This window comes from Streptomyces sp. B1I3 (assembly GCF_030816615.1).
Classification (GTDB): Bacteria; Actinomycetota; Actinomycetes; order Streptomycetales; family Streptomycetaceae; genus Streptomyces.
The window spans coordinates 6,000,316-6,026,369 of the sequence record NZ_JAUSYD010000001.1 but is presented as its reverse complement, the minus strand read 5'-3'; the positions used below and the strand labels follow the sequence as shown (position 1 = coordinate 6,026,369).

Annotated in this window: 16 protein-coding genes, 1 tRNA gene and 1 pseudogene; 10 read left to right on the top strand and 8 right to left on the bottom strand. The window is 69.8% G+C overall.

The features are described from left to right. Positions 1 to 24: 24 nt before the first annotated feature. On the bottom strand, positions 25 to 1,737 hold the full coding sequence (locus QFZ58_RS27335) for a lytic transglycosylase domain-containing protein (RefSeq protein WP_307127555.1): 1,713 nt from the start codon (positions 1,735 to 1,737) through the stop codon (positions 25 to 27). A gap of 463 nt (positions 1,738 to 2,200) precedes the next feature. Here QFZ58_RS27335 and QFZ58_RS27330 point away from each other — a divergent pair, with 463 nt between their 5' ends. Beyond that, complete coding sequence (locus QFZ58_RS27330) at positions 2,201 to 3,073, top strand: DUF4184 family protein (RefSeq protein WP_307127554.1); 873 nt, start codon at positions 2,201 to 2,203, stop codon at positions 3,071 to 3,073. A gap of 6 nt (positions 3,074 to 3,079) precedes the next feature. On the opposite strand, the gene polA is transcribed toward QFZ58_RS27330, so the two are convergent. Further along, positions 3,080 to 5,791, bottom strand: a complete 2,712-nt coding sequence (polA, locus tag QFZ58_RS27325) for a DNA polymerase I (RefSeq protein WP_307127553.1) — start codon at positions 5,789 to 5,791, stop codon at positions 3,080 to 3,082. Positions 5,792 to 5,980: 189 nt separating this feature from the next. On the opposite strand from polA, the gene QFZ58_RS27320 reads away from it, so the two are divergent. From QFZ58_RS27320 to QFZ58_RS27290, 7 genes are all read left to right on the top strand, one after another. Next, the gene (locus QFZ58_RS27320) at positions 5,981 to 8,251 is read left to right on the top strand and encodes an FdhF/YdeP family oxidoreductase (protein WP_307127552.1); all 2,271 of its coding nucleotides are present in this window, start codon (positions 5,981 to 5,983) and stop codon (positions 8,249 to 8,251) included. 102 nt (positions 8,252 to 8,353) lie between these two features. Further along, entirely contained in the window at positions 8,354 to 8,824 is a 471-nt protein-coding gene (locus QFZ58_RS27315; protein ID WP_307127551.1) for a PaaI family thioesterase, read from the top strand. A 595-nt stretch (positions 8,825 to 9,419) separates the two neighbouring features. After that, positions 9,420 to 10,655, top strand: a complete 1,236-nt coding sequence (locus QFZ58_RS27310; protein ID WP_307127550.1) for a branched-chain amino acid ABC transporter substrate-binding protein — start codon at positions 9,420 to 9,422, stop codon at positions 10,653 to 10,655. A gap of 99 nt (positions 10,656 to 10,754) precedes the next feature. Further along, entirely contained in the window at positions 10,755 to 11,687 is a 933-nt protein-coding gene (locus QFZ58_RS27305; RefSeq protein ID WP_056783852.1) for a branched-chain amino acid ABC transporter permease, read from the top strand. Between the two features lie 5 nt (positions 11,688 to 11,692). Then, positions 11,693 to 13,420 (top strand): branched-chain amino acid ABC transporter permease, encoded by a 1,728-nt coding sequence (locus tag QFZ58_RS27300; protein WP_307129010.1) that lies wholly within the window; start codon positions 11,693 to 11,695, stop codon positions 13,418 to 13,420. Continuing rightward, positions 13,417 to 14,427, top strand: coding sequence for an ABC transporter ATP-binding protein (locus QFZ58_RS27295; protein WP_373428596.1), 1,011 nt, complete (start codon positions 13,417 to 13,419; stop codon positions 14,425 to 14,427). The genes QFZ58_RS27300 and QFZ58_RS27295 overlap by 4 nt, the downstream gene beginning before the upstream one ends. Further along, positions 14,424 to 15,140, top strand: coding sequence for an ABC transporter ATP-binding protein (locus QFZ58_RS27290; RefSeq protein WP_307127549.1), 717 nt, complete (start codon positions 14,424 to 14,426; stop codon positions 15,138 to 15,140). The genes QFZ58_RS27295 and QFZ58_RS27290 overlap by 4 nt, the downstream gene beginning before the upstream one ends. A gap of 72 nt (positions 15,141 to 15,212) precedes the next feature. Here QFZ58_RS27290 and QFZ58_RS27285 read toward each other — a convergent pair whose 3' ends face one another. Beyond that, positions 15,213 to 15,866 carry an ANTAR domain-containing response regulator gene (locus tag QFZ58_RS27285; RefSeq protein WP_307127548.1) on the bottom strand — a complete coding sequence of 218 codons (654 nt, stop codon included), beginning with the start codon at positions 15,864 to 15,866 and terminating at the stop codon, positions 15,213 to 15,215. 99 nt (positions 15,867 to 15,965) lie between these two features. Between QFZ58_RS27285 and QFZ58_RS27280 the strand changes: the two genes are divergently transcribed. Beyond that, positions 15,966 to 16,040 (top strand) — tRNA-Leu (locus QFZ58_RS27280). 149 nt (positions 16,041 to 16,189) lie between these two features. On the opposite strand, the gene pyk is transcribed toward QFZ58_RS27280, so the two are convergent. Next, positions 16,190 to 17,623 carry a pyruvate kinase gene (gene pyk, locus QFZ58_RS27275; protein ID WP_307127547.1) on the bottom strand — a complete coding sequence of 478 codons (1,434 nt, stop codon included), beginning with the start codon at positions 17,621 to 17,623 and terminating at the stop codon, positions 16,190 to 16,192. A 292-nt stretch (positions 17,624 to 17,915) separates the two neighbouring features. Here pyk and QFZ58_RS27270 point away from each other — a divergent pair, with 292 nt between their 5' ends. Then, positions 17,916 to 19,727: a bifunctional UDP-sugar hydrolase/5'-nucleotidase gene (locus tag QFZ58_RS27270; protein WP_307129008.1), complete on the top strand. Its 1,812-nt coding sequence runs from the start codon at positions 17,916 to 17,918 to the stop codon at positions 19,725 to 19,727. A gap of 88 nt (positions 19,728 to 19,815) precedes the next feature. Here QFZ58_RS27270 and QFZ58_RS27265 read toward each other — a convergent pair whose 3' ends face one another. The 4 genes and pseudogenes from QFZ58_RS27265 to QFZ58_RS27250 form a co-directional block, all read right to left on the bottom strand. Then, positions 19,816 to 21,246 carry a lysine N(6)-hydroxylase/L-ornithine N(5)-oxygenase family protein gene (locus QFZ58_RS27265; protein WP_307127546.1) on the bottom strand — a complete coding sequence of 477 codons (1,431 nt, stop codon included), beginning with the start codon at positions 21,244 to 21,246 and terminating at the stop codon, positions 19,816 to 19,818. Then, the gene (locus QFZ58_RS27260; RefSeq protein WP_307127545.1) at positions 21,243 to 22,640 is read right to left on the bottom strand and encodes a pyridoxal-dependent decarboxylase; all 1,398 of its coding nucleotides are present in this window, start codon (positions 22,638 to 22,640) and stop codon (positions 21,243 to 21,245) included. Before QFZ58_RS27260 ends, QFZ58_RS27265 begins: the two co-directional genes overlap by 4 nt. A 300-nt stretch (positions 22,641 to 22,940) precedes the next feature. Next, positions 22,941 to 25,493, bottom strand: a complete 2,553-nt coding sequence (gene pepN / locus QFZ58_RS27255; protein ID WP_307127544.1) for an aminopeptidase N — start codon at positions 25,491 to 25,493, stop codon at positions 22,941 to 22,943. Between the two features lie 210 nt (positions 25,494 to 25,703). Beyond that, a pseudogene (locus QFZ58_RS27250) lies at positions 25,704 to 26,040 on the bottom strand (chorismate mutase). Positions 26,041 to 26,054 lie beyond the last annotated feature (14 nt).

The window sequence follows — 26,054 nt, the reverse complement described above, 5'->3', positions numbered from 1 at the left end:
CGGTCGCACCCCCGCCCGTACGGGTCAGGCGGCGGGCGCCTCGACCGTGAGCTCCACGGTGACCGTGGCACCGCTCGCGGTGGTGAGCCGCAGCGTGAACGTGCCCGTCTCGTCGCCGGCGAAAATCTGCGGGAGCAGCAGGACTCCGCCGGCGCCGGTCGTCAGGTCCAGGGTGCGGACGGGGCCGCCGGACGCGTCCTGGAAGTAGGGACCCTTACCGCTCCCGGCGGGCGTCCCGCCCTCGGTGATCATCGTTGCCGTCACGGCGGTGCCCGCGACACCCACGCCCTTGTAGGTGGCCTTGACCTCGACCCTGGCGGCGAAGGCGGTGCCCGCGGTGGCCGTGAGGGCCTTGTCGTCGGTACGGGCGATGGTGTCGGCCTGCCGGGCGGTGACGTTGGCCGTGAAGGTGAGGGTGCGCGGAGCGGCGGTGCCCGCGACGGCCGTCACCTGGAACGCGCCCGTCTTCTCACCCGCCGTCAGGACCGGGGAGCTGACTTCGCCGTCGGCCGCGGTGGACAGTGTGACCGTGGTCCTCCCCCCGGGGAAGCGCGCGTCCGTGTCACCGGTGACGGTGAAGGTGACCTGCGTCCCGCCGAGCGGGGCGCCGAGGCTGCTCTTCGCCCGCACGGTGACGCGCTCGGCGAAAGCCTCGCCCGCGGTGGCCGTGAGGGCACCGGTGCCCGCGTTCTCGAGGCTGCCGAACCTCTCCGGCGGCGTGGGCGTGGGCGTCGGGGACGGCACGGTGGCCGGCGGCCTGGGCTCGGCCGGCGGCTTCGGCTCGGCGGGAGGCGTCGGCTTCGGCGCCGGGCCGGAGGAGCCGCCCCCGCCCGCGGGCGGGGTGCTGGGCGCCGGGCTCGGTGTGCGGGGAGGCGTCGGCGAGGGTGAGGGCGAGGGGGTGTAGCTGGTGGCCGGGGTGGCGGGCAGCACTCCTGTGCCGTCCGGGACCTCGTGGGTGCCGCGGTTGTAGAAGTCGAACCAGGAACGCACCGTGCGCAGGTACTCCTGCGAGTGGTTGTAACTCAGGACCGCCCGGTCGAGGTCGGCCGCCTGGGCCAGGTCGCGTGTGCCCGCGCAGAGGTAGCGTCCGGCGGCGAGAGCCGCGTCGTAGATGTTGTTGGGGTCCTTGCGCCCGTCACCGTTGCCGTCCTGCCCCCAGGTGGCCCAGGTCTGCGGGATGAACTGCATCGGGCCGACGGCGCGGTCGTGGGTGGCGTCCCCGTCGTACGCACCGCCGTCGGTGTCCTTGATGAGGGCGAAACCCTGGCCGTTCAGGGCGGGGCCCAGGATCGGGGAGTACGTGGTGCCGTTGGCGTCGACCTTGCCCCCGCGGGCCTGCCCGGACTCGACCTTGCCGATCGCGGCGAGGAGCTGCCACGGCAGACGGCAGGCGGCGTCGGTGCCCGCGAGGTCCCGTTCGGCCTTCTGGTACGCGGCCAGGATGGAGGCCGGTATGCCCGACTCCGCACTGCCGGTCACCGGCAGATTCACGGACGCGCCGGGCTTGTTGGGCGTGTTGAGCGGGGGCAGGTCCGTGTAGTACGGCGAGTTGCCGGTGGCCGCGCCGTCGCCTTCGCCGGCGGGGGTGGAACCGGTTGCCGCCTGGTCACCGCCCGCCGCGCTCTCGGCGAATGGCGCCCCGGGGGCCTGCGAGGCGGAAAGGGCCGCCACGGCGGCCGCTGCCACCGCGGTGGTGGTGGCCCCCCTGCGCAGCCGGCGGCCGAATTGCGCTGCCATACGTTCTGGTCCCTCCCCGTCGACGGCTGTTCGCGCTCCCCAGCGCGAGGACTCAGGCGACCCTACGGCAACCCATGCCGCCGCAACACCGGCCTGCGACCGCTTCTTACCGACTCTTCACGTTCCGGCCGGCGGCCTGGTTCCTGAACTGCCCAGAAGTTCCCCTGCGGGTCACCCGCGGTCCCGAGACGGCTGGTCCGGATGACCGGTACGGGCGACCGGTACGAGTACCCCGGCTCCAATACCCGTACGGACGCGGCCCTGTGCCGGCTGCCGCAACGGTCCCCCTGCGCAGGGGGACCGGCACAGGTGGCCGGTACCGGGCCACGGTGCGGAGGCGACGAGACGGGAGCCACGGCGACGGGCCCACGAGGCGGGAGCCGCAGCGCCGGCCGGGGGGCGGGCGGGCCCACGGGCCGGGGGCCGCGGGCCGGGTGACGGCCGCTCACGCATACTTGCCGCCATGCCGTTCACGCTCAGCCACGCCGCTGCCGTGCTCCCGGGGATCCGCCGGTCCGGGACGGGCCGGGGTCCCCTCGTCGCCTCCGCGCTCGTCGCAGGCTCGTTCGCACCCGATGCGACCTACTACGCCGACACGGCCGTCCCGGGGGCCATGGAGTTCGGCACGGTGACCCACTCCGCGTGGGGGGTGTTCACCGTGGACGTGCTCATCACCGGTGTGCTGGTGGCTCTCTGGCTGCTGCTGCGCGAACCACTGGTGGCGTTGCTGCCGGCCGCCTCGCGGGGACGCGTGTACACCTTCCTGCGTGGGCGGCCCCGGGTACCCGGCCGCCCTGCGCTCCCCGGGACCGCGTGGTTCGTCCTGTCCGCCGTCATCGGCTCGGGCACCCACGTCGTGTGGGACGCCTTCACCCACCACGACCGGTGGGGCACGGAGCTGATCCCGGTGCTCGGCCGGAGCCTCGGCGGCCATCCGGTCTTCCAGCTCGTCCAGTACGGGAGTTCGGCCGTGGCCCTGACCGTCCTCGCCTGGTTCACCTGCACCGGCCTGCGGCAGGCGGGGCCCGGCCCGGCACCCCGGTCCGTACCCGTGTTGGGCCGGGTGGAACGCCGGTTCGCGTGCGCGCTGCTCGTCCTGTGCGTACTCCTCGGCGTCCTCCACCGATGTGCCCGCTGGTACGCCCACTTCGGGCACATCGACACCCTGCTCGACATCATCCCGACCGCCTGTTTCGGCGCGGGGGCGGGACTCGCCGTCGGACTCCTGCTGTACGGGGTGTGGATGCGGCTGCGCGGACAGCCCGGCGCACTACCGGCGGACGGGCCCGGAGCGGAGACCGCTCGGGCCCGTCCTGCCGGCAAGGACGCCGCCTGAGCGCGGTCAGTGCGCGGCCGACTCCCAGTCCGAGCCGACCCCGACCGACACGTCCAGCGGGGCGCGCAGCTCCACCGCCGTGGACATCTCTCGGCGCAGGATCTCCTCGACCTGCTTCCGCTCGCCCTTCGCGACTTCCAGGACGATTTCGTCGTGCACCTGGAGCAGCATCCGTGAGGTCAGCCGCGCCTCGGTCATCGCCCGGTCCACGTGCAGCATCGCAACCTTCACGATGTCCGCGGCCGTCCCCTGGATCGGCGCGTTCAACGCCATCCGCTCCGCCGCCTCACGCCGCTGGCGGTTGTCACTGTTCAGGTCGGGCAGATACCGGCGCCGGCCGAGGATCGTCTCCGTGTACCCGGTGGACCGCGCCTCCTCCACGACCCTGCGCAGATAGTCGCGGACGCCGCCGAACCGCTCGAAGTAGGTGTCCATCAGTCTGCGGGCCTCGCCCGCCTCGATGTTCAGCTGCTGGGAGAGACCGAACGCGGAAAGACCGTAGGCCAGCCCGTACGACATGGCCTTGATCTTGCGGCGCATCTCCGCGTCGACCGCCGACTTGTCGACGCCGAACACCTGTGAGGCAACCGTGGTGTGCAAATCCTCCCCCGAGGTGAAGGCCTCGATCAGGCCGGCGTCCTCGGAGAGGTGCGCCATGACCCGCAGCTCGATCTGGCTGTAGTCGGCCGTCATCAGCGTCTCGAAGCCCTCACCGACGACGAAGCCCCGGCGGATGGCCCGCCCTTCGTCCGTGCGCACCGGGATGTTCTGCAGGTTCGGGTCGGTGGACGAGAGCCGCCCGGTCGCCGCGACCGTCTGGTTGAACGTGGTGTGGATACGGCCGTCCGCACCGATCGTCTTGATCAGGCCCTCGACCGTGACCCGCAGCTTCGCCTGTTCGCGGTGGCGCAGCATGATGACCGGCAGCTCGTGCTCGGTCTGCGCCGCCAGCCACGCCAGCGCATCGGCGTCCGTCGTGTAACCGGTCTTCGTCTTCTTCGTCTTGGGCAGCGCGAGCTCTCCGAAGAGGACTTCCTGGAGCTGCTTGGGCGAGCCGAGGTTGAACTCGCGGCCCACCGCGGCGTGCGCCTCCTTCACCGCCTGCTGCACGGCGCCCGCGAACTGCTGCTCCATGCCCTCCAGATGCGCCCGGTCGGCTGCGATGCCGTGCCGCTCCAGACGGGCCAGCATGATCGAGGTCGGCAGCTCCATGTCGTGCAGCAGATCGGTGGCGCCGACCTCCTTCAGCCGCACCGTGAACGCCTCACCGAGGTCCAGCACGGCCCGCGCCTGGGCCATCAGCGCCTCGGCCTCGGCGCGGTCGTCCGCGCCGAAGGCCAGCTGCCCGTCGGCCGAGGGGGCCGGGGCCAGCTCACGGCCGAGGTACTCCACGGCCAGCGCGTCCAGGGCGAAGGAACGGCGGCCCGGCTTGACGAGATAGGCGGCGAGCGCGGTGTCCATGGAGACACCCTCGAGCTGCCAGCCCTGCTCGGGGAAGACCCGCAGGGCGTTCTTGGCGTTGTGCAGGACCTTGGGCCGCTGCGGGTCCGCGATCCAGGCGGCGAGTGCCCGCTCGTCCGCTTCACCGAGTTCGGCCGGGTCCAGCCAGGCGGCCGCCCCGTCGGCGGCGGCCAGCGCGATCTCCGTGACCGTGCCCGTACCCAGCGACCAGGTGTCCACCGTCATGACACCGAGGGGCTGGTGCCCATGGGCCTCCAGCCACGGGGCGACCTCGCCCTCCCCCAGCACCACGCCGTCCAGCGCGACACCGGCCGCGGGCTGCGGTGCCTGCGCCTCGGCGGCCCCGGGGTCGACGGCGAGCAGCCGCTCACGCAGGCTCGGGTTACGGATCTCCAGGATGTCCAGCACACCGGTGACCGCCGTGCGGTCGTACGGCGCCCGCTCCAGGGCGGCGGGCGTCTTCGGCAGCTCCACGTCGCGGACCATCTCGGTCAGCACACGGTTCATCTTCACGGCGTCCAGGTGGTCCCGGAAATTCTGGCCCGCCTTGCCCTTGACCTCGTCGGCCCGCTCCACCAGCTCCGCGAACGAACCGAACTGGTTGATCCACTTCGCGGCCGTCTTCTCCCCCACACCCGGGATGCCCGGCAGGTTGTCCGACGGGTCCCCGCGCAGCGCCGCGAAGTCCGGATACTGGCTCGGCGTGAGCCCGTACTTCTCCTGCACCTTCTCCGGGGTGAAGCGCGTCAGCTCCGAGACGCCCTTCGTGGGGTACAGCACCGTCACGTTCTCCGTGATCAGCTGGAAGGAGTCGCGGTCACCGGTGACGATCAGCACCTCGAACCCCGCCGCCTCGGCCTGCGTGGCCAGCGTCGCGATCACGTCGTCCGCCTCGAACCCGTCCACCGCGAACCGGTCCGCGCGCATCGCGTCCAGCAGCTCGCCGATCAGCTCGACCTGCCCCTTGAACTCGTCCGGGGTCTTGGAACGGTTCGCCTTGTACTCAGGGAACTCCTGAGCGCGCCACGTCTTGCGGGAGACGTCGAACGCCACCGCGAAATGCGTGGGCGCCTCGTCACGCAGCGTGTTCGCCAGCATCGACATGAAGCCGTACACGGCATTCGTCGGCTGCCCCGTCGCCGTCGTGAAATTCTCCGCGGGCAGCGCAAAGAACGCCCGGTACGCCAGGGAGTGCCCGTCCATCAGGAGCAGTCGCGGTCGATTGTCTGCCGTCTTCTTCGATGCCGTCTCAGCCACGCCCCCGATCCTGCCACGGACCACTGACAATCCGGACCGCCCGCCGCCCGGCCCACCGCACGCCGCTTCCTGCCACGTCCCCCCGCCGGGCCCGTCCCGGACCGGCGCCCTCCCCCGGCTTCCCTCACGACGAGTTCGCCCGCGTGCGTGACAGGATCGGGGGCGGAAGCGAAGACGAAGGGGAGCACCATGGCCACCAAGCCCCCGACCGGTGACCCGGTCCAGGACGCGCCGCAGGTCGAAGCGGTCCGGCACGCAGCCGCAGGGCTGCCCGCCGTCGCCCACTCCCTGCGCGTCGCCCAGCAGCAGATGGGCGTGCGCCGGAGCGCGCGGACCCTCCTCAAGGTCAACCAGAAGAACGGCTTCGACTGCCCCGGCTGCGCCTGGCCCGAGGGCGACAAGCGGCACTCCGCGGAGTTCTGCGAGAACGGCGCCAAGGCCGTTGCCGAGGAAGCCACCCTGCGCCGCGTGACCCCCGACTTCTTCGCCGCCCACCCCCTCGCCGACCTCGCCACCCGCAGCGGCTACTGGCTCGGCCAGCAGGGCCGCATCACGCAACCCGTGTACCTGCCCGAGGGCGCCGACCGGTACGAGGCTGTGACCTGGGAGCGCGCCTTCGAGATCATCGGCGAGGAGCTGACCGCGCTCGCCTCCCCCGACGAGGCGCTCTTCTACACCTCCGGCCGCACCAGCAACGAGGCCGCGTTCCTCCTCCAGCTCTTCGCCCGCGAGTTCGGCACGAACAACCTGCCGGACTGCTCCAACATGTGCCACGAGTCGTCCGGATCCGCACTCACCGAGACCATCGGCGTCGGCAAGGGCAGCGTCAGCCTCGAAGACCTCCACCAGGCCGATCTGATCATCGTCGCCGGGCAGAACCCGGGCACCAACCACCCCCGGATGCTGTCCGCCCTCGAACGGGCCAAGTCCGCCGGAGCGAAGATCATCTCGGTGAACCCGCTGCCCGAAGCCGGCCTGGAGCGCTTCAAGAACCCGCAGACCGCCCGCGGAATGGTCAAGGGCGCCGCGCTCACCGACCTCTTCCTCCAGATCCGCATCGGCGGCGACCAGGCCCTCTTCCGGCTCCTCAACAAACTGATCCTGGAGACCGACGGAGCCGTCGACACCGGTTTCGTCGCCGCGCACACCCACGGATACGAGGAATTCTCCGAGGCCGCCCGCGCCGCCGACTGGGACGAGACGCTCCTCGCCACCGGCCTGGACCGCGAGTCCATCGAGCAGGCGCTCGCCATGATCCTCGGCTCCGAGCGCACCATCGTCTGCTGGGCCATGGGCCTCACCCAGCACAAGCACTCCGTGCCCACCATCCGCGAAGTGGTCAACTTCCTCCTCCTGCGCGGCAACATCGGCAGGCCCGGCGCCGGCGTCTGCCCCGTACGCGGCCACTCCAACGTCCAGGGCGACCGCACCATGGGCATCTTCGAACGCCCCGCCCCCGCCTTCCTCGACGCCCTGGACAGGGAGTTCGGCATCACCTCGCCCCGCCACCACGGCTACGACGTCGTACGGTCCATCCAGGCGCTGCGCGACGGCGACGCCAAGGTCTTCTTCGCCATGGGCGGCAACTTCGTCGCGGCCACACCCGACACCGCCGTCACCGAAGCCGCGATGCGCCGGGCCCGCCTCACGGTCCACGTGTCGACCAAGCTCAACCGCTCGCACGCCGTGACCGGCACCCGCGCCCTGATCCTGCCGACCCTGGGCCGCACCGACAAGGACGTCCAGGCGGGCGGGAAGCAGTTCGTCACCGTCGAGGACTCCATGGGCCTGGTCCACTCCTCACGCGGCAACCTCACCCCCGCGAGCCCGCACCTGCTCTCCGAGCCCGCGATCGTCGCCCGCCTCGCACGCTCCGTCCTCGGGCCCGGCTCCACCACGCCCTGGGAGGACTTCGAGAAGGACTACGCCACGATCCGGGACCGCATCTCCCGCGTGGTCCCCGGCTTCGAGGACTTCAACGCCCGCGTCGCCCGCCCGGGCGGTTTCTCCCTCCCCCACGCCCCCCGGGACGAACGCCGCTTCCCCACCGCCACCGGCCGGGCCAACTTCACCGCCGCGCCCGTCGAGTACCCCGAGCTCCCGGCAGGCAGGCTCCTGCTGCAGACGCTGCGCTCCCACGACCAGTACAACACCACCATCTACGGACTCGACGACCGCTACCGCGGCATCAAGGGCGGCCGCCGCATCGTCATGGTCAACCCCGACGACGCCCGCCGGCTCGGACTCGCCGACGGCTCCTACACCGATCTCGTCAGCGAGTGGAAGGACGGCGTCGAGCGTCGCGCACCCGGCTTCCGCGTCGTCCACTACCCCACCGCACGCGGCTGCGCCGCCGCGTACTACCCGGAGACGAACGTCCTCGTCCCGCTCGGCGCCACCGCCGACACCAGCAACACCCCTGCCAGCAAGTCGGTCGTCGTCCGGTTCGAGCGGAGCTGAGCACCGGCCCCCAACCCCCTCACCCACTAAGCGTCCGCTCACCCGTCTGATAAGAACAGTGCACACAGCACGAACGACCGCAGACGATCGGAGCAGGACGCCATGGGCGAGCACACCGCACCCACGTTCCCCCAGGAGATCATCGACGAGTACGCCGCACTCGGCGTCGACCTCCCCGCACTCTTCTCCGCCGGGCACCTCGGCGAGCGCATGGGGGTACGGATCGTCGAGGCCTCCGCCGAGCGCGTCGTGGGCACCATGCCGGTCGAGGGCAACACCCAGCCCTACGGTCTCCTCCACGGCGGCGCCTCGGCCGTCCTCGCCGAGACCCTCGGCTCCGTCGGCTCCATGCTGCACGGCGGCACCACCAAGATCGCCGTCGGCGTCGACCTGAACTGCACCCACCACCGCGGTGCCCGCAGCGGCCTCGTCACGGGCGTCGCCACCCCCGTACACCGCGGCCGCTCCACCGCCACGTACGAGATCGTCATCACGGACGAGCACGACAAGCGGGTCTGCACCGCCCGCCTGACCTGCCTGCTCCGCGACGCCCCCAGGCCCGCCGCGGACTGACCCTCCCCTGTCAACACACCATTGCCCGGCCGGAATCGCACCGCATTCCGGACCGGGCAGACCCATATCCGAGACCGGAAGGCCCGGTTGACGGACACGGACGGTCAACAGGGTTGACCTGCGCGGCCGTTCCATGACCCACTTCAGCAGCAACACCATTCATCACCAGGGCACGCACACATCCTCCAGATGTAACACTGAGTAACAAGTGTGCAATACATGAAAATGGGCCGCCCACCGTCGGCCGCCGCCGCCGGGCAGTCGCACCGCGTCCTTTGCGCCCCGTTTCGTGCGACAGCACCAAGATCACCCCAAGCCCCTTAGCAGAGCTGCGCGTTCTCACCATGCGGTCACTTCGGCATCCGCGGAAAAGCCGCACATGTCCACGTTGCGACCATCAAGCCTTCCCCATGGCATAACAAGACAGTCACATCATCACCGGACCCGTCCCGCACCCCTCCACCTGCCCTTAGAGTCACGGCCAGTCACCGCGCCGCCGGGCGTGGCTGCGGCACGGCCCCTGTATCGACCAGTACAGCCCGGCGTAGTCACGGCACCTCATGCAGAGGAGGCCGCGCCAGGGAAAGGACCTTTCGTGCGACACCGTTCTTTGATCATCCTCACCACAGTGCTCACCACCGGTGCACTCACCCTCACCGCCTGCGGATCGCGCGACGACGACAGCAAGGGCAGCGGCGACAGCGGCGGCAAGACCACCGTCGTCATCGGTGTGGACGCCCCCCTGACCGGATCCCTCTCGGCGCTCGGCCAGGGCATCAAGAACTCCGTGGACCTCGCGGCCAAGACCGCGAACAAGAACAACGAAGTCCCCGGCGTCGAGTTCAAGATCGAGGCCCTCGACGACCAGGCCGTCCCCGCCTCCGGGCAGGCCAACGCCACCAAGCTCGTCGGCAACAAGGACGTCCTCGGAGCAGTCGGCCCGCTGAACTCGGGCGTCGCCCAGTCCATGCAGGGCGTCTTCGAGAAGGCAGACCTCACCCAGGTCTCCCCCGCGAACACCAACCCCGCCCTCAGCCAGGGCGACAACTGGGGCAAGGGCGACTCCAAGCGCGTCTTCAAGACGTACTTCCGCACCTGCGCCACCGACGTCGTCCAGGGCAAGTTCGCCGCCCAGTACCTGTTCAACGACGCCAAGAAGAAGAAGGTCTACGTCGTCGACGACAAGCAGACCTACGGCGCCGGCCTCGCCGCGATCTTCTCCGCGGAGTTCACCCGCCTCGGCGGCAAGGTCGTCGGCACCGACCACGTCACCGTGAAGGAGACCGACTTCTCCAGCACCGCCGACAAGGTCAAGAGCTCCGGCGCCGACTCCGTCTACTACGGCGGCCAGTACCCCGAGGGCGGCCTCCTCTCCGACCAGATCAAGAAGACCGGCGCCAAGATCCCCACCATGGGTGGCGACGGCATCTACGACCCGGCCTTCATCAGCGCCTCCGGTGAGGCCAACGACGGTGACTTCGCCACCTCCGTCGGTTACCCCGTCGAGGCCCTCCCGACCGCCAAGCAGTTCATCGCGGACTACAGCGCCGGCGGCTACAAGGACCCCTTCGCGGCCTACGGCGGCTACTCCTACGACGCCGGATGGGCCATCATCCAGGCCGTCAAGGCCGTCGTCGCCGAGAACGACGGCAAGCTCCCCGAGGACGCCCGCGCCAAGGTCACCGAGGCCATGGCCAAGGTCTCCTTCGACGGCGTGACCGGCAAGGTCTCCTTCGACGAGTTCGGTGACACCACCAACAAGCAGCTCACCGTCTACGAGGTCAAGAAGGGTGCCTGGAAGGACGTCAAGAGCGCCACGTTCGAGGACTGATCACCCAGCACGCCCACAGCACATGCTCCTGACCGCGCGAGGGCGCAAACAGCGCCCTCGCGCGGTGTCATATCCGACAAGCTCATCGGAGGCACTGCGGTGAACGAACTGCCGCAACAGCTGGCCAACGGTCTCGCACTCGGCGCGCTCTATGGCCTCATAGCCATCGGGTACACCATGGTGTACGGCATCGTCCAGCTCATCAATTTCGCCCACGGCGAGATCTTCATGATCGGGGGCTTCGGCGCCCTCACCACCTACCTGGCACTGCCCAGCGGGACATCGCTGATGGTGGTCATACCCCTCATGATCATCGGTGGCGCGATCGCCTCCGTCGCCGTAGCCACAGCGGCAGAACGCTTCGCCTACCGCCCCCTGCGCGGTGCACCCCGCCTGGCCCCGCTCATCACCGCGATCGGCCTCTCGATCGTCCTCCAGCAGCTTGTCTGGGGCTTCTACCCCGACGCCAAGAAGCCGCGCAGCTTCCCGGAGTTCCAGGGCGAGTCGTTCAAGATCTTCGACAACCTCTACCTCCAGCGCGCCGACGCCTTCATCCTCGTCCTCGCCCCCCTCTGCATGCTCGCCCTCGGCATGTTCGTCGCCAAGAGCCGCAGCGGCCGCGCGATGCAGGCCACCGCGCAGGACCCCGACACGGCCAAGCTCATGGGCATCAACACCGACCGCATCATCGTGATGGCCTTCGCCATCGGAGCCGCGTTCGCCGCCATCGCAGCCGTCGCCTACGGACTCGACAAGGGCCAGATCAACTTCGAGATGGGCTTCCTCCTCGGGCTCAAGGCCTTCACCGCCGCGGTACTCGGCGGCATCGGCAACATCTACGGAGCCATGGTCGGCGGAGTCGTCCTCGGCCTCGCCGAAGCCCTCTCGATCGCCTACATCGAGGAGATCCCCGGCATGCAGCAGCTCGGCGGCGGCGCCTGGGCCAACGTCTGGGCATTCGTACTTCTCATCGTCGTCCTCCTCGTCAGGCCACAGGGCCTGCTCGGTGAGCGCGTCGCGGATCGGGCGTGAGAGCCATGACAACGGACACCACACTGAACACCGCCGCTGCCGCCACCGGCTCGCGGACCGCCGGCCTGCGCCGCCTCACCGCTCTCGGCGGCATCGCGACCATCGCCAGCACCTTCATGTCCTGGACCTACACCGACGAGTTCCCCGGCGACCTCACCGTCTACGGCTACCCCGGCGGCCTCCAGGTCCTCACCCTCGTCGCGGGCGTCCTCGTACTCCTGTACGCACTCGCCGCCCTCGACATCCGTGGCCTCCGCTGGATCGCCCCCACCGGCACCACCAAGGCCCTGCGGTTCCTCGCCCTCGGCGCCTTCGGCACCACCTGGTTCACCGTCATCGCCATCACCGTGGAACTCGGCGGCGTCGTCAACCTGGAACCCGGCGGCTTCGTCGCGGCGGTGGCCTCCGCCATCCCGCTCGTCGCCTTCCTCCTCCCCGACGACACCCGCAAGGCCGCACGCCCCAAGGCTCTCCCCTCCTGGGCAGAGATCCTCATCATCGTCGCCGCCTTCGGCATCGGCCTCTTCGTCGTCACCTACGGCATCGACACCGAGTACGCCGAGCTCTTCACCGGCTACATGATCACCGCGGGCTTCGCCGTCGGCGCCCTGTTCGCATCCGGCATCATGGCCCGGCTCTCGGCCCTCACCACGAAGTACCGCTCCATTGCCGTGGCAGCCGCCTTCGTCGCCGCCGCGGCCTTCCCCTTCACCCAGAGCACCGACCAGTACACCCTCATCGCGGTCAACATCCTCATCTTCGCGACCGTCGCACTCGGCCTGAACATCGTCGTCGGCCTCGCCGGACTCCTCGACCTCGGATACGTCGCCTTCCTCGGCGTCGGCGCCTACACCGCCGCGCTCGTCTCCGGCACCACCGCATCCGCCTTCGACGTCCACTTCCCCTTCTGGGCGGCAGTCCTCACCGGAGCAGCCGTCTCGCTGATCTTCGGCGTCGTCATCGGAGCACCCACCCTCCGCCTCCGCGGCGACTACCTCGCCATCGTCACCCTCGGCTTCGGCGAGATCTTCCGCATCACCGTCGGCAACCTCGACGGCGTCTCCGGACCCCAGATCACCAACGGCCCCAACGGCGTACCCAACATCCCCGACCTCGTCTTCTTCGGATACGACTTCGGCGAATCCCACACCGTCCTGGGCTTCGAACTCGGCGGATACGCCAACTACTACCTGCTCATGCTGCTCGCGATGATCCTCGTGGTCCTCGTCTTCAGCCGCGCAGGCAGCTCCCGCATCGGCCGCGCCTGGGTCGCCATCCGCGAGGACGAGACCGCCGCCACCGCCATGGGCATCAACGGCTTCCGCGTCAAGCTCATCGCCTTCGCCCTCGGCGCCACTCTGGCCGGCCTCGCCGGCACCGTCCAGGCCCACGTACAGAGCACCGTCGTCCCGGAGATGTACGTCTTCGCCGGCCCCGTGCCGCCCAACTCCGCCTTCCTCCTCGCCGCGGTCATCCTCGGCGGCATGGGAACGATCAGCGGACCCCTCATCGGCGCCACGCTCCTGTACATGATCCCCGCGAAGCTGCAGTTCCTCCAGGACTACCAGCTCCTCGGCTTCGGCCTCGCACTCATCCTGCTGATGCGCTTCCGCCCCGAAGGCCTCATCGCCAACCGGCGCGCCCAGCTCGAATACCACGAGACCGGCCAACTCGACACACCCGGGGGCACCCTCCCCGGATCCGGCGTCGGCACCGTGAAGGCGGGGGCGTGAACACCATGACGACCACCACCGAAACCACCGCGCCCGTCCTGGACGCCGGCGGCGTCACCATGCGCTTCGGCGGCCTCACCGCCGTACGCGACGTGGACCTCAAGGTCAACGCGGGCGAGATCGTGGGCCTCATCGGCCCCAACGGTGCGGGCAAGACCACCTTCTTCAACTGCCTCACCGGCCTCTACGTCCCCACCGAGGGCACGGTCCGCTACAAGGGCACCGTCCTGCCGCCCAAGCCCCACCTCGTCACCCAGGCAGGCATCGCCCGCACCTTCCAGAACATCCGGCTCTTCGCCAACATGACCGTCCTGGAGAACGTTCTCGTCGGACGCCACACCAGGACCAAGGAAGGCCTCTGGTCCGCACTCCTGCGCGGCCCCGGGTTCAAGAGGGCCGAAGCCGCCTCCCACGCACGCGCCATGGAACTCCTCGAGTTCATCGGCCTGCAGGACAAGGCCGACCACCTCGCACGCAACCTCCCCTACGGGGACCAGCGCAAGCTGGAGATCGCGCGCGCCCTCGCCAGCGACCCCGGCCTCCTCCTCCTGGACGAGCCCACCGCCGGCATGAACCCGCAGGAAACCCGCGTCACCGAGGAACTCATCTTCGCCATCCGGGACATGGGCATCGCCGTACTCGTCATCGAGCACGACATGCGCTTCATCTTCAACCTCTGCGACCGCGTCGCCTGCCTCGTGCAGGGCGAGAAGCTCGTCGAAGGCACACCCGCCGTCGTCCAGGGTGACGAACGCGTCGTCGCCGCCTACCTCGGCACCCCCTTCGAAGGGGACACCCCCGAGAAGACCGGCGCCCCCGCCGCGGTGCCCGCGCCGGCACCGGCCCCCGAAGCCGGCACCGCGCCCGGGGCCGGCTCCGAGGCCGAAGCGGAGGCCGAGGGCACGGAAGCGGCGGCGACCCCCGGGGCGGCGCACATCGCCGAAGCCCGGACGCCGAAGGCGGACGAAGCGCAGCGCACCACCAGCACAGAAGGGGAAGGCCAGTGACCGCACTGCTCGAGGTCGAGGACCTCAGGGTCGCCTACGGCAAGATCGAAGCCGTCAAGGGAATCTCCTTCAGCGTCGAAGCCGGCCAGGTCGTCACCCTCATCGGCACCAACGGTGCGGGCAAGACCACCACCCTGCGCACCCTCTCCGGCCTCCTCAAGCCCTCCGGCGGCCGGATCCTCTTCGACGGGAAACCCCTCTCCGGCATCCCCGCGCACAAGATCGTGGCGCTGGGCCTCGCCCACTCCCCCGAGGGCCGCCACATCTTCCCCCGCCTCACCATCACCGAGAACCTCCAGCTCGGCGCCTTCCTCCGCAAGGACAAGGCGGGCATCGAGAAGGACGTCCAGCGCGCCTACGACCTCTTCCCCATCCTCGGAGAACGACGGAAGCAGGCAGCCGGCACCCTCTCGGGCGGCGAGCAGCAGATGCTCGCCATGGGACGCGCCCTCATGTCCCAGCCCAAGCTGCTCATGCTCGACGAGCCCTCCATGGGTCTCTCCCCGATCATGATGCAGAAGATCATGGAGACCATCGTCGAGCTCAAGGCGGCGGGCACCACCATCCTGCTCGTCGAACAGAACGCCCAGGCGGCCCTCTCCCTCGCGGATCAGGGCCACGTCATGGAGGTCGGCAAGATCGTCCTCTCCGGCACCGGCGCGGACCTGCTCCACGACGAGTCGGTCCGCAAGGCCTACCTCGGCGAGGACTGACCCACCCGCACGGAGGAAGGCCCGCGCCCCGGACGAACCGGGGGGCGGGCCTTCCTCCGTAGGTGCACCGGCCTACTCGGCCGCCTTCTTCTTCTCCTCGGCGTCCTCGATCAGGGCCTCGGCGAGCTGCTGCATGGACATCCGCCGGTCCATCGACGTCTTCTGGATCCAGCGGAACGCCGCCGGCTCGGAGAGACCGTAATCCGTCTGCAGGATGCTCTTCGCCCGGTCCACCAGCTTCCGGGTCTCCAGCCGCTGAGAAAGGTCCGCGATCTCGCCCTCGAGCGCCTTCATCTCGGCGAACCGCGACACGGCCATCTCGATCGCCGGAACCACGTCGCTCTTGCTGAACGGCTTCACCAGGTACGCCATCGCCCCGGCGTCCCGGGCCCGCTCCACGAGGTCGCGCTGCGAGAACGCGGTGAGCATCAGGACCGGGGCGATGGACTCCTCGGCGATCTTCTCGGCGGCGGAGATCCCGTCGAGGACCGGCATCTTCACATCGAGGATCACGAGGTCCGGCCGGTGCTCCCGGGCCAGCTCCACGGCCCGCTGCCCGTCCCCGGCCTCGCCGACGACCGAGTAGCCCTCTTCCTCCAGCATCTCTTTGAGGTCGAGGCGAATGAGTGCCTCGTCCTCGGCGATGACGACACGGGTCGTCAGCGGCGGGACGTGCGACTTGTCGTCGTCGGCGGTAACGGGCTCGTGCGACTCGGGCGTGGTCACGGGGCTCCTCGATCAGGACAGGGGTGCTGCTCCCAAGAGCCTACCTAGCTACGATAAGCTGGATCATCGGCGGGTCGAGGTAAACCTTCGATTCAGCACGCCCCGGTAGTCCAATTGGTCAGAGACAATGGATTCAAAACCCATCCAGTGTCGGTTCGAGTCCGACTCGGGGCACTTTTTCCTCAGATTCCAAGGTCGAGCGGATGTTCACACGCTCCCTTGATCCGGGCACGGCCCGGCGCTTCCGTACCGGCCCCTCCGTAGCCCGACGGGCGTCCGTCGCCCTCATGGACGCTCACGCCGGGCCGAAGTACTGACGCCCGTCACTCCGGGCTGTCCTCCTCGCCGATGTGGTGCACCCGCACCAGGTTCGTGGAGCCGGCGACTCCGGGTGGGGAGCCCGCCGTGATGACGACGACGTCGCCCTTCCGGCAGCGGCCGATCCGCAGCAGTTCCTCGTCCACCTGCGCCACCATCGCGTCCGTCGACTCCACGTGCGGGCCGAGGAAGGTCTCCACACCCCATGTGAGGTTCAGCTGCGCACGGGTGGCCCGGTCCGGGGTGAAGGCGAGGAGCGGGATCGGGGAGCGGTAACGGGAGAGGCGCTTGACGGTGTCGCCGCTCTGGGTGAAGGCCACCAGGAACTTGGCGCCGAGGAAATCGCCCATCTCGGCTGCGGCGCGGGCGACCGCGCCGCCCTGGGTGCGGGGCTTGTTGTGGTCGGTGAGGGGCGGGAGACCCTTGGCGAGGATGTCCTCCTCGGCCGCTTCGACGATGCGGGCCATCGTGCGGACCGTCTCCGTCGGGTACTTGCCGACGCTGGTCTCGCCGGAGAGCATCACCGCGTCGGTGCCGTCGATGACGGCGTTGGCGACGTCGGAGGCCTCGGCACGGGTCGGACGGGAGTTGTCGATCATCGAGTCGAGCATCTGGGTGGCGACGATGACCGGCTTGGCGTTGCGCCTGGCGAGCTTGATGGCGCGCTTCTGGACGATGGGTACCTGTTCCAGGGGCATCTCGACACCGAGGTCGCCGCGGGCGACCATGATGCCGTCGAAGGCGGCGACGATGTCGTCGATGTTGTCGACGGCCTGGGGTTTTTCGACCTTGGCGATGACGGGGAGGTGGCGGTCCTCCTCCTTCATGATGCGGTGGACGTCGTCGATGTCGCGTCCGCTGCGCACGAAGGAGAGGGCGATGATGTCGGCGCCGGTGCGCAGGGCCCAGCGGAGGTCGTCGACGTCCTTCTCGGAGAGGGCGGGGACGGAGACGGCGACGCCGGGGAGGTTGAGTCCCTTATGGTCGGAGACCATCCCGCCCTCGATGACGGTGGTGTGGACGCGGGGTCCGTCGACTTCGGTGACCTCGAGGGTGACGCGGCCGTCGTCGATGAGGATGCGTTCGCCGGGGGTGACGTCGGTGGCGAGGCCGTCGTAGGTGGTGCCGCAGGTGTGGCGGTCGCCTTCCATCGGTTCGACGGTGATGGTGAAGTCGTCGCCGCGTTCAAGGAGTACGGGGCCTTCGGCGAAGCGGCCGAGGCGGATCTTCGGACCTTGAAGATCGGCGAGGATTCCTACGCTGCGTCCGGTCTCCTCGGCCGCTGCGCGTACGTAGTCGTATCGCGCTCGGTGTTCGGCGTAGGTGCCGTGGCTGAGGTTGAGGCGGGCAATGTCCATTCCCGCTTCGACGAGTGCCTTGATCTGCTCGTATGTGTCGGTTGCGGGTCCCAGGGTGCAAACGATTTTGGCTCGGCGCATGGTTCGAGCCTAGACCTTACCTACGGGTAGGTAATTGGCTCTGCATGACAGGGCAACAACCTTTGGGTGAAAGGTTTTTGACAAGTGTTGAATTGTGCGGCGGGGCGCTCCGATGAGCATTCTCCGGCGGGTGATTCGTGTGCTTGTCCGGCCGGGCGGGGGCGTCCCGAAGGGTCGTGCGGTGCCGCGATGCGGCCGGCGGTCATCAGATCGAAACCTGCGCAGGGTGTTGCGGGGGGTGGTGGCCAGGTCAGAATCTACGCGCGTTGTTCGTCTGGACGAGGAGTCAGGTATGCCGTTGAACCGTAGGACGTTTCTGGGCCGTTCGGCTGTCGCCGGTGCGGGTGCGGCACTGGCCGGCGGGGCCGTCGCGGGGCCTGCCGGGGCCGCCGAGCAGAAGGGGCACGGGCACGGGCGTCCGGCGAAGCGGTACTCGTTCACCGTGATGGGCACGACGGACCTGCACGGCAATGTCTTCAACTGGGACTACTTCACGGACAGGGAGTTCGACGACAAGGCGCACAACGACGTCGGTCTGGCGAAGATCTCGACGCTGGTGGAGCAGATCCGCGCGGAGCGGGGACGCCGGAACACCCTGCTGATCGACGCGGGTGACACCATCCAGGGCACTCAGCTGTCGTACTACTACGCGAAGATCGATCCGATCACGGCGCGGCGCGGTCCGGTGCATCCGATGGCGCAGGCGATGAACAAGATCGGCTACGACGCCGCCGCGCTCGGCAATCATGAGTTCAATTACGGCATTCCGGTGCTGCGGAAGTTCGAGGAGCAGTGTGATTTCCCGCTGCTGGGTGCGAATGCGCTGGATGCGAAGACGTTGCGGCCGGCGTTCGCCCCATATGTGATCAAGCGGATGCGTACGCCGCACGGGCGTGATGTGCGGGTGGCGGTTCTGGGGCTGACGAATCCTGGGATCGCGATCTGGGACAAGGCGAACGTGGGCGGGAAGATGGTGTTCCCGGGTCTTGAGGAGCAGGCGGCGAAGTGGGTGCCGAAGCTCCGTTCGATGGGTGCGGACGTGGTGATCGTGTCGGCGCATTCGGGTTCGTCGGGTACGTCGTCGTACGGGGACCAGTTGCCGTACGTGGAGAACGCGGCGGGTCTGGTGGCGGAGCAGGTGCCGGGGATCGATGCGATTCTGGTGGGTCATGCGCACTCGGAGATTCCCGAGTACTTCGTGACGAACAAGGCGACGGGCAAGCAGGTCGTCCTGTCGGAGCCGTTGAAGTGGGGGCAGCGGCTGACGCTGTTCGACTTCGACCTGGTGTGGGAGAAGGGCCGCTGGGTCGTCGAGAAGGTCGGCGCGGAGGTCCTGAACTCGAACACGGTGGCGGAGGACCCCCGGATCACGTCGTTGCTCGGTGACGAGCACACGAAGGTGGTGGCGTACGTGAATCAGGTGATCGGTACGTCGGTGGCGTCGATGTCGACGGTGGACGCTCCGTGGAAGGACGAACCGGTCATCGATCTGATCAATCTGGTGCAGGCGGAGACGGTGAGGACGGCGCTGGCGGGTGGGGAGTACGCGGCGTTGCCGGTGCTGTCTCAGGCGGCGTGCTTCTCACGTACGGCGGCGATCCCGGCCGGTGAGGTGACGATCAAGGACGCGGCGGGGCTGTATCCGTTCGAGAACACGCTGGAGGCCCGGCTCCTGACGGGTGCGCAACTGAAGGACTACCTGGAGTACTCGGCGAAGTACTACGTGCGGACGGCTGCGGGGGCGCCGGTGGACACGTCGAAGTTGACGAACGCGGAGAACATCCCGGACTACAACTACGACGTGGTCTCGGGCGTGACGTACGACATCGACATCGCGAAGCCGGTGGGTTCGCGGATCGTGGGTCTGTCGTTCGAGGGGAAGCCGGTCGATCCGGCGGCGCAGTTCGTGTTCGCGGTGAACAACTACCGGGCGAGCGGTGGGGGCAATTTCCCGCACGTGCCGGGTGCGAAGCAGCTGTGGGCGAATTCGGACGAGATCCGGAACACGATCATCGGGTGGGTGCAGGCGAAGGGTTCGGTTAATCCGGCTGAGTTCGCTTCGGTGGACTGGCGGCTGACGCGTGAGGGTGTGCCGGTGTTCTAGTGCGTGGGTGCGGCGTGTGTGTCGCACCGTGGCGTGTCCGGTGGCGGCGGCCGTTCCCTGGTGAGGGGGCGGCCGCCGCCGCTGTGTGTCAGCGGCCGTGGGTGAGGGAGCTGGGTCCGGTGTTCTGTCCCGGGATTCTGGGTTCGTGGTGGGGGGTGAGGCCGAAGGTGGTGAAGGCGGTGCGGTGCGGGAGGGGGTAGGGGGTGGTGCCGGTGAGGTCGTTGAGGATGGTGGCGCTGCGCCAGGCGGCGAGGCCGAGGTCGGGGGCGCCGACGCCGTGGGTGTGGCGTTCGGCGTTCTGTACGTAGATGTGGCCGGTGATGGCGGGGTCGAGGTCGAGGCGGTACGTCTCGTCGATGCGGGGGCGGGCGGAGGCGTCTCGGCGGATGTGGGGGGCGAGGGCGGTGAGGAGGGTGTCGAGGGGGCGTTCGCGGTAGCCGGTGGCGAGGACGACGGCGTCGGTGGTGAGGCGGGTGCGGGTGGCCTCCTGGGTGTGTTCGAGGTGGAGTTCGATGCGGGTGCCGGAGACTCTGCCTGCCGTGCGGACGTGGACGCCGGGGGTGAGGGTGGCGTCGGGCCAGCCGCCGTCGAGGGTGCGCCGGTAGAGCTCGTCGTGGATGGCGGTGATGGTGTCGGTGTCGATGCCTTTGTGGAGTTGCCATTGGCTGGGGACGAGGGTGTCACGTACGGCTTCGGGGAGTGCGTGGAAGTAGCGGGTGTAGTCGGGTGTGAAGTGTTCGAGGCCGAGTTTCGAGTACTCCATGGGGGCGAAGGCGGGGGTGCGGGCGAGCCAGTGGATCCGTTCGGCCCCTCGGGGGCGCGCGCGGAGGAGGTCGAGGAAGATTTCGGCGCCCGACTGGCCGGATCCGATGACGGTGATGTGGCCGGCGTCGAGGAGGCTCTCGCGGTGGTGGAGGTAGTCGGCGGAGTGGATGACGGGGACGGCGGGTGCTTCGGCGAGGGGGCGCAGGGGTTCGGGGACGAAGGGTTCGGTGCCTACGCCGAGGGCGATGTGGCGGGTGTGGGCGCGGCCGAGCGCTTCGGCTTCTCCGTGGGGGTCGAGTTGGGTGAAGTCCACTTCGAAGAGGGAGCGGTCGGTGTTCCAGCGGATGGCGTCGACCTGGTGGCTGAAGTGGAGGGTGGGGAGTTGCCGGCTGACCCAGCGGCAGTAGGCGTCGTATTCGGTGCGGTGGATGTGGAAGCGCTCGGCGAAGTAGAAGGGGTAGAGGCGTTCGCGGGTGCGGAGGTAGTTGAGGAAGCTCCAGGGGCTGGTGGGGTCGGCGAGGGTGACGAGGTCGGCGAGGAAGGGGACTTGGAGGGTGGCGCCGTCGATGAGGAGGCCGGGGTGCCAGTGGAAGGCGGGGTTCTGTTCGTAGAAGGCGGTGGTGAGGGGGTGGGGGGTGCTGTGGGCGAGGGCGGCGAGGGAGAGGTTGAAGGGGCCGATGCCGATGCCGATGAGGTCGTGGGGGCGGTCGGGGCGGGAGGCGGGCCGGTCGGTCCGGTCGGTCCGGTCGGTCATCGGGGGGTGCTTCCTTCGGTGAGGGCGGTGGCCGCGTGGGTGACGAGGGTGGTGAGCCGGTGGAGGTCCTGGGGGGTGGTGTGGGGGTTGAGGAGGGTGGCTTTGAGCCAGAGGCGGCCGCCGGCCCGGGCGCGGCCGAGCACGGCGTGGCCTTCGGTGAGGAGGGTGCGGCGGATGGCGGCGACGGTGGTGTCGTCGGCGTCGGTGGGGCGGAAGAGGACGGTGCTGATGGGGGGGTGTGCGTAGAGCTCGAGGGTGGGGGTCTCGGTGATGATGCGGGCGAGGTGGTGGGCGGCGGCGAGGGTGCGGTCGATGAGGTCGGCGAGCCCGTCTCGGCCGAGTGCTTGGAGGGTGACGGCGATTTTCAGGGCGTCGGGCCGGCGGGTGGTGCGCAGTGAGCGGCCGAGGAGATCAGGGAGTCCTGCGTCGGTGTCGTCGTCGGCGTTGAGGTAGGGGGCGTGGTGGTGGAGGGCGTCGAGGTCGTGGTGGTCGGGGACGGCGAGGATGCCGGCGGACGCGGGTTGCCAGCCGAGTTTGTGCAGGTCCAAGGTGACGCTGTGGGCGCGGTGGAGGCCGGTGAGTTTGGTGCGGTGGGTCGGGCTGAAGAGGAGGGGGCCGCCGTAGGCGGCGTCGATGTGGAGCTCGGCGCCGTGGGTGGTGGTGAGGTCGGCGATGTGGGTGAGGGGGTCGATGTCCCCGGTGTCGGTGGTGCCGGCGGTGGCGGTGACGAGGAGTGGGCCGTCTAGGCGGGTGAGGGCGTCGTGGAGGGCGGTGGGGTCCATGACGCCGGTGGGGGCGGGGATGACGACGGGGCTGGGCAGGCCGAGGAGCCAGGCGGCGCGGGTGATGCTGTGGTGGGCGTTGGCGGCGCAGATGGTCTGTACGGGCCCGTGGCGCTCGCGGGCGAGGAGGAGGGCGAGTTGGTTGGCTTCGGTGCCGCCGGTGGTGATGAGGGCGTCGGGTCGTGGGGCGTGGGGGTAGATCTCGGTGGCGAGCGCGGTGGTGAGGGTGGCTTCGAGGGCGGAGGCGGCGGGGGCCTGGTCCCAGGAGTCCATGGAGGGGTTGAGTGCTGACGCGGCGAGGTCGGCCGCGGCGGCGAGGGCGAGGGGCGGGGTGTGGAGGTGGGCGGCGCAGTGGGGGTGTGCTGGGTCCGCGGCACCTTCGGCGAGTGCGGTGACCAGGGTGCGCAGGGCGTGGTGGGCGCCGGTTCCGTGGTCGGGGATGAGCGGGTGCGTGGCGTCGCGCATGTGCTGGGTGACGGTGGTGGGGCCGCCTGCGGGGAGGGGGCCGTCGCGGCGGGTGGCCCCGTGGTGGAGGGCGGTGAGCACGGTGTCGAGCAGGGGGCGCAGGTGGGTGGGGCCTGCGGTTCCTCCGGCGAGGGGTGGGGTGGGCATGGGTGGTGTGGTCCTTCGGGTGCGCGGGGGCGGTCGTGCCAGCTTGTCCGCTTTGCGGTGGGTGCGGCCGAAGAGCCCAACGATCTGAACCCGAAAGGGGTACTGCTGTCCGGTGCGGGTGGGGTGCGGGACGGGTGGCTGGTATAGGCGTGCGCTGCTCGCATGGCTGTGCCCGGCCCTCGGGGGTGTCGGGGGCCGGGCACGGGGCAGCGGGGGCGGCGGGGGCGCCCGGGGTGCGGGTGCGGGTCGCGCGGGTTCCGGGCCGGCGGGTGCCGGTGTGCGCGGGGTCGGCGGGGTGGGTCAGTGGGCGTTGCGGACGGCGAGGGCGCGCCGCAGGTCGTCGAGCTGGTCGATGAGTTTGCGGCGCAGGGCGGGCGTGAGGGTCTCGTCGTGAAGGGCGTCGTCGCCGAGTTGGAGGTTGTGGGTGTCGACGGCGTGGACGGGGAAGGCGTGGCGTCCGGCGGCTTCGGCCATGGCGGGGCCGCGGCGTGCGGCGAGTGCGGTGGCGTCGGGGTAGTAGCGGGCGACGTAGTCCTGGAGGAGTTCGCTCTGTTCGGGTTGCCAGAAGCCTTGGGCGGTGGCGGTGAAGAGGTAGTTGGAGAGGGTGTCGTCGGTGAACATCGCCTGCCAGGCGGCTGCTTTGGCTTCGGGGGTGGGGAGGGCGGCCCGGCAGCGGGCGGCGCCTTCCTGTCCGGTGGCGCTGGGGTCCTGGCCGAGTTCGCGGGCGATGGCCGCTTCGTCGGTGGCGCCGAGGACGGCGAGGCGGGTGAGGATGCGCCAGCGGAGTTCGGGGTCGAGTTCCGGTCCGCCGGGGACGGTGCCTTCGCCGAGCCAGTCCTGTATGGCGGCGGGCTGGGTGGCGGCGTCGATGAAGTGGCGTACGGCGGTGAGGCGGAGGCCGGGGTCGGGGCTGCCGGGCCGGGCGGTGCCGGGGCCTTGTTCCCAGTCCTTGGCGGTGAGGCCCTCGGTGCGGCGCAGGAGGTCGCGGCAGAGGCTGGTGAGGGTGGCGAGGGCCGCGGGGCGGTCGTGGGGGGTGAGGTAGCGATCGGCGATGTGGGCGGCGGCGAAGCCGAGGACGCCCTGGACGAGAGCGAGGTCGGTTTCACGGGGGAGGTGGGTGCGGGCGGCGGTGAGGTAGGCGGTGGGGTGGAGTTCACCGTCGCGGACCATGTCGCGGGCGGTGTTCCACAGGAGTGCCCGGGTGAGGGGGTCGGGGATGTGGGAGAGGCCGGTGAGAGCGGTGTCCCAGGAGGCGGGGTCGAGGCGGATCTTGGCGTAGGTGAGGTCGTCGTCGTTGAGGACGACGAGAGCGGGGCGGCGGCCGGGCAGGGCGGTGGGGGTGCCGGTCTGGGGGATGTCGAGTTCGAAGCGGTCGCGCAGGACGAGCTGGGCGGCACCGGACTGGGTGTCGAGGGTGTGGTCGTAGGTGCCGACGGCGATGCGGTGGGGGCGGGTGCCGTCGTGGTCGACGGTGAGGGTCCAGGCGCGCGGGGTGTCCTCGACGTGGGCGCTGAGGGTGTCGATGCCGGTGGTGCGGAGCCAGGTGGCGGCCCAGGCGTGGACGTCGCGGTCGGTGGCGGCGGCGAGGTTGTCGATGAAGTCGGCGAGGGTGGCGTTGGCGAACCTGTGGCGGGCGAAGTGCGTGTTGATGCCGCTGAGGAAGTCCTTCTCACCGAGCCAGGCGACGAGTTGGCGCAGAGCGGACGCGCCCTTGGCGTAGGAGATGCCGTCGAAGTTGAGGAGTGCGGAGGCGGTGTCCGGGACGGCGTCGGGGTCGGGGGCGACGGGGTGGGTGGAGGGGCGTTGGTCGGCGTCGTAGCCCCAGCCCTTGCGGGCGACGCCGAAGTCGACCCAGGTGTCGGTGAAGCGGGTGGCTTCTGTGAGGGTCTGGTAGCCCATGTACTCGGCGAAGGACTCGTTGAGCCAGATGTCGTCCCACCAGGTGAGGGTGACGAGGTCGCCGAACCACATGTGGGCCATTTCGTGGGCGATGACCATGGCGCGGGTCTGGCGTTCGGTGTCGGTGACGGCGGAGCGGTAGATGAATTCGTCGCGGAAGGTGACGAGCCCGGGGTTCTCCATGGCGCCGGCGTTGAATTCGGGGACGAAGGCCTGGTCGTAGGAGTCGAAGGGGTAGGGCTCGTCGAACTTCTCGTGGTAGCGGTCGTAGCAGGCGCGGGTGACGGTGAGGATCTCGTCGGCGTCGGCGTCGAGGTGGGGGGCGAGCGAGCGGCGGCAGTGGATGCCGAAGGGCAGGCCGGCGTGGTGGGTGGTGACGGAGTGCCAGGGGCCTGCGGCTACGGCGACGAGGTAGGTGGAGATCGGCGGGGTGGGCGCGATCGACCAGTGGCCTTCGGTGGACCGGGTGGCGGTTCCGTTGCCGAGGACGGTCCAGCCTTCGGGTGCGGTGACGGTGAGGTCGAAGACGGACTTGAGGTCTGGCTGGTCGAAGGCGGCGAAGACGCGCTGGACGTCGTCCATGAAGAGCTGGGTGTAGACGTAGGTGTGACCGTCGGCGGGGTCGGTGAAGCGGTGCATGCCCTCGCCGGTGCGGGAGTAGCGCATGGCGGCGTCGACGCGTAGTTCGTGGGGGCCGGCGGTGAGCCCGGTGAGCGGGTAACGGTTCCCGGCGAGGCCTGCGGGGTCGAGGGGCTGTCCGTCGAGGCTGATGGAGCGCAGTGTTTCCGGCTTGAGTTCGACGAACGTGTCACCGGACGCCGTCGCGGTGAACCCGATGACGGTGCGGGAGTCGAAGGTGCCCTCCCCCGTGGTCAGATCGAGGTCGATCGTGTACCGGTGTACGTCGAGGAGCTGGGCACGGGTCTGCGCTTCGTTGCGCGTCAGTACGGACATGGCGCCCATGCTGCCGTACGGGCCGGAAACTGTGCAGTGACTTCTCGCAGGGCTGACGGCGTGGGCCCGGCCGTGCGGCGGGCTCCGCGGTCCGGGCCGCGGACACCGGCCCGGGCCGCGGGACACCGGTCGCGGCGCGGGGCCCAGGGTTCGGGTCACGGGCCCGGGATGCGGGCACGCGCCCGGGGTTCGGCGCGGGCCCCGCGGAGGTCAGGCGCCGGAGGCCGGGCCGTCCCCGGTGGACTCCTCGGCGATGCGCTCGTGGTGGCGGATGACCTCGGCCACGATGAAGTTGAGCAGCTTCTCGGCGAAGGCGGGGTCCAGCTTGGCGCTCTCGGCGAGCTGCCTCAGCCGGGCGATCTGGCGGCCTTCGCGGGCCGGGGTCGGCCGGCGGGAGGTGGTGGGCGGCCTTGAGGTGGCCCACCTGCTGGGTGGCCTTGAACCGCTCGGCGAGCATGTGGACGACTGCGGCGTCGATGTTGTCGATGCTCTCACGCAGTCGGTTCAGCTCGGCGGTGACGGACGCGTCCATGTCGCTCGTGGTCATGGTCAGCGAGCTTA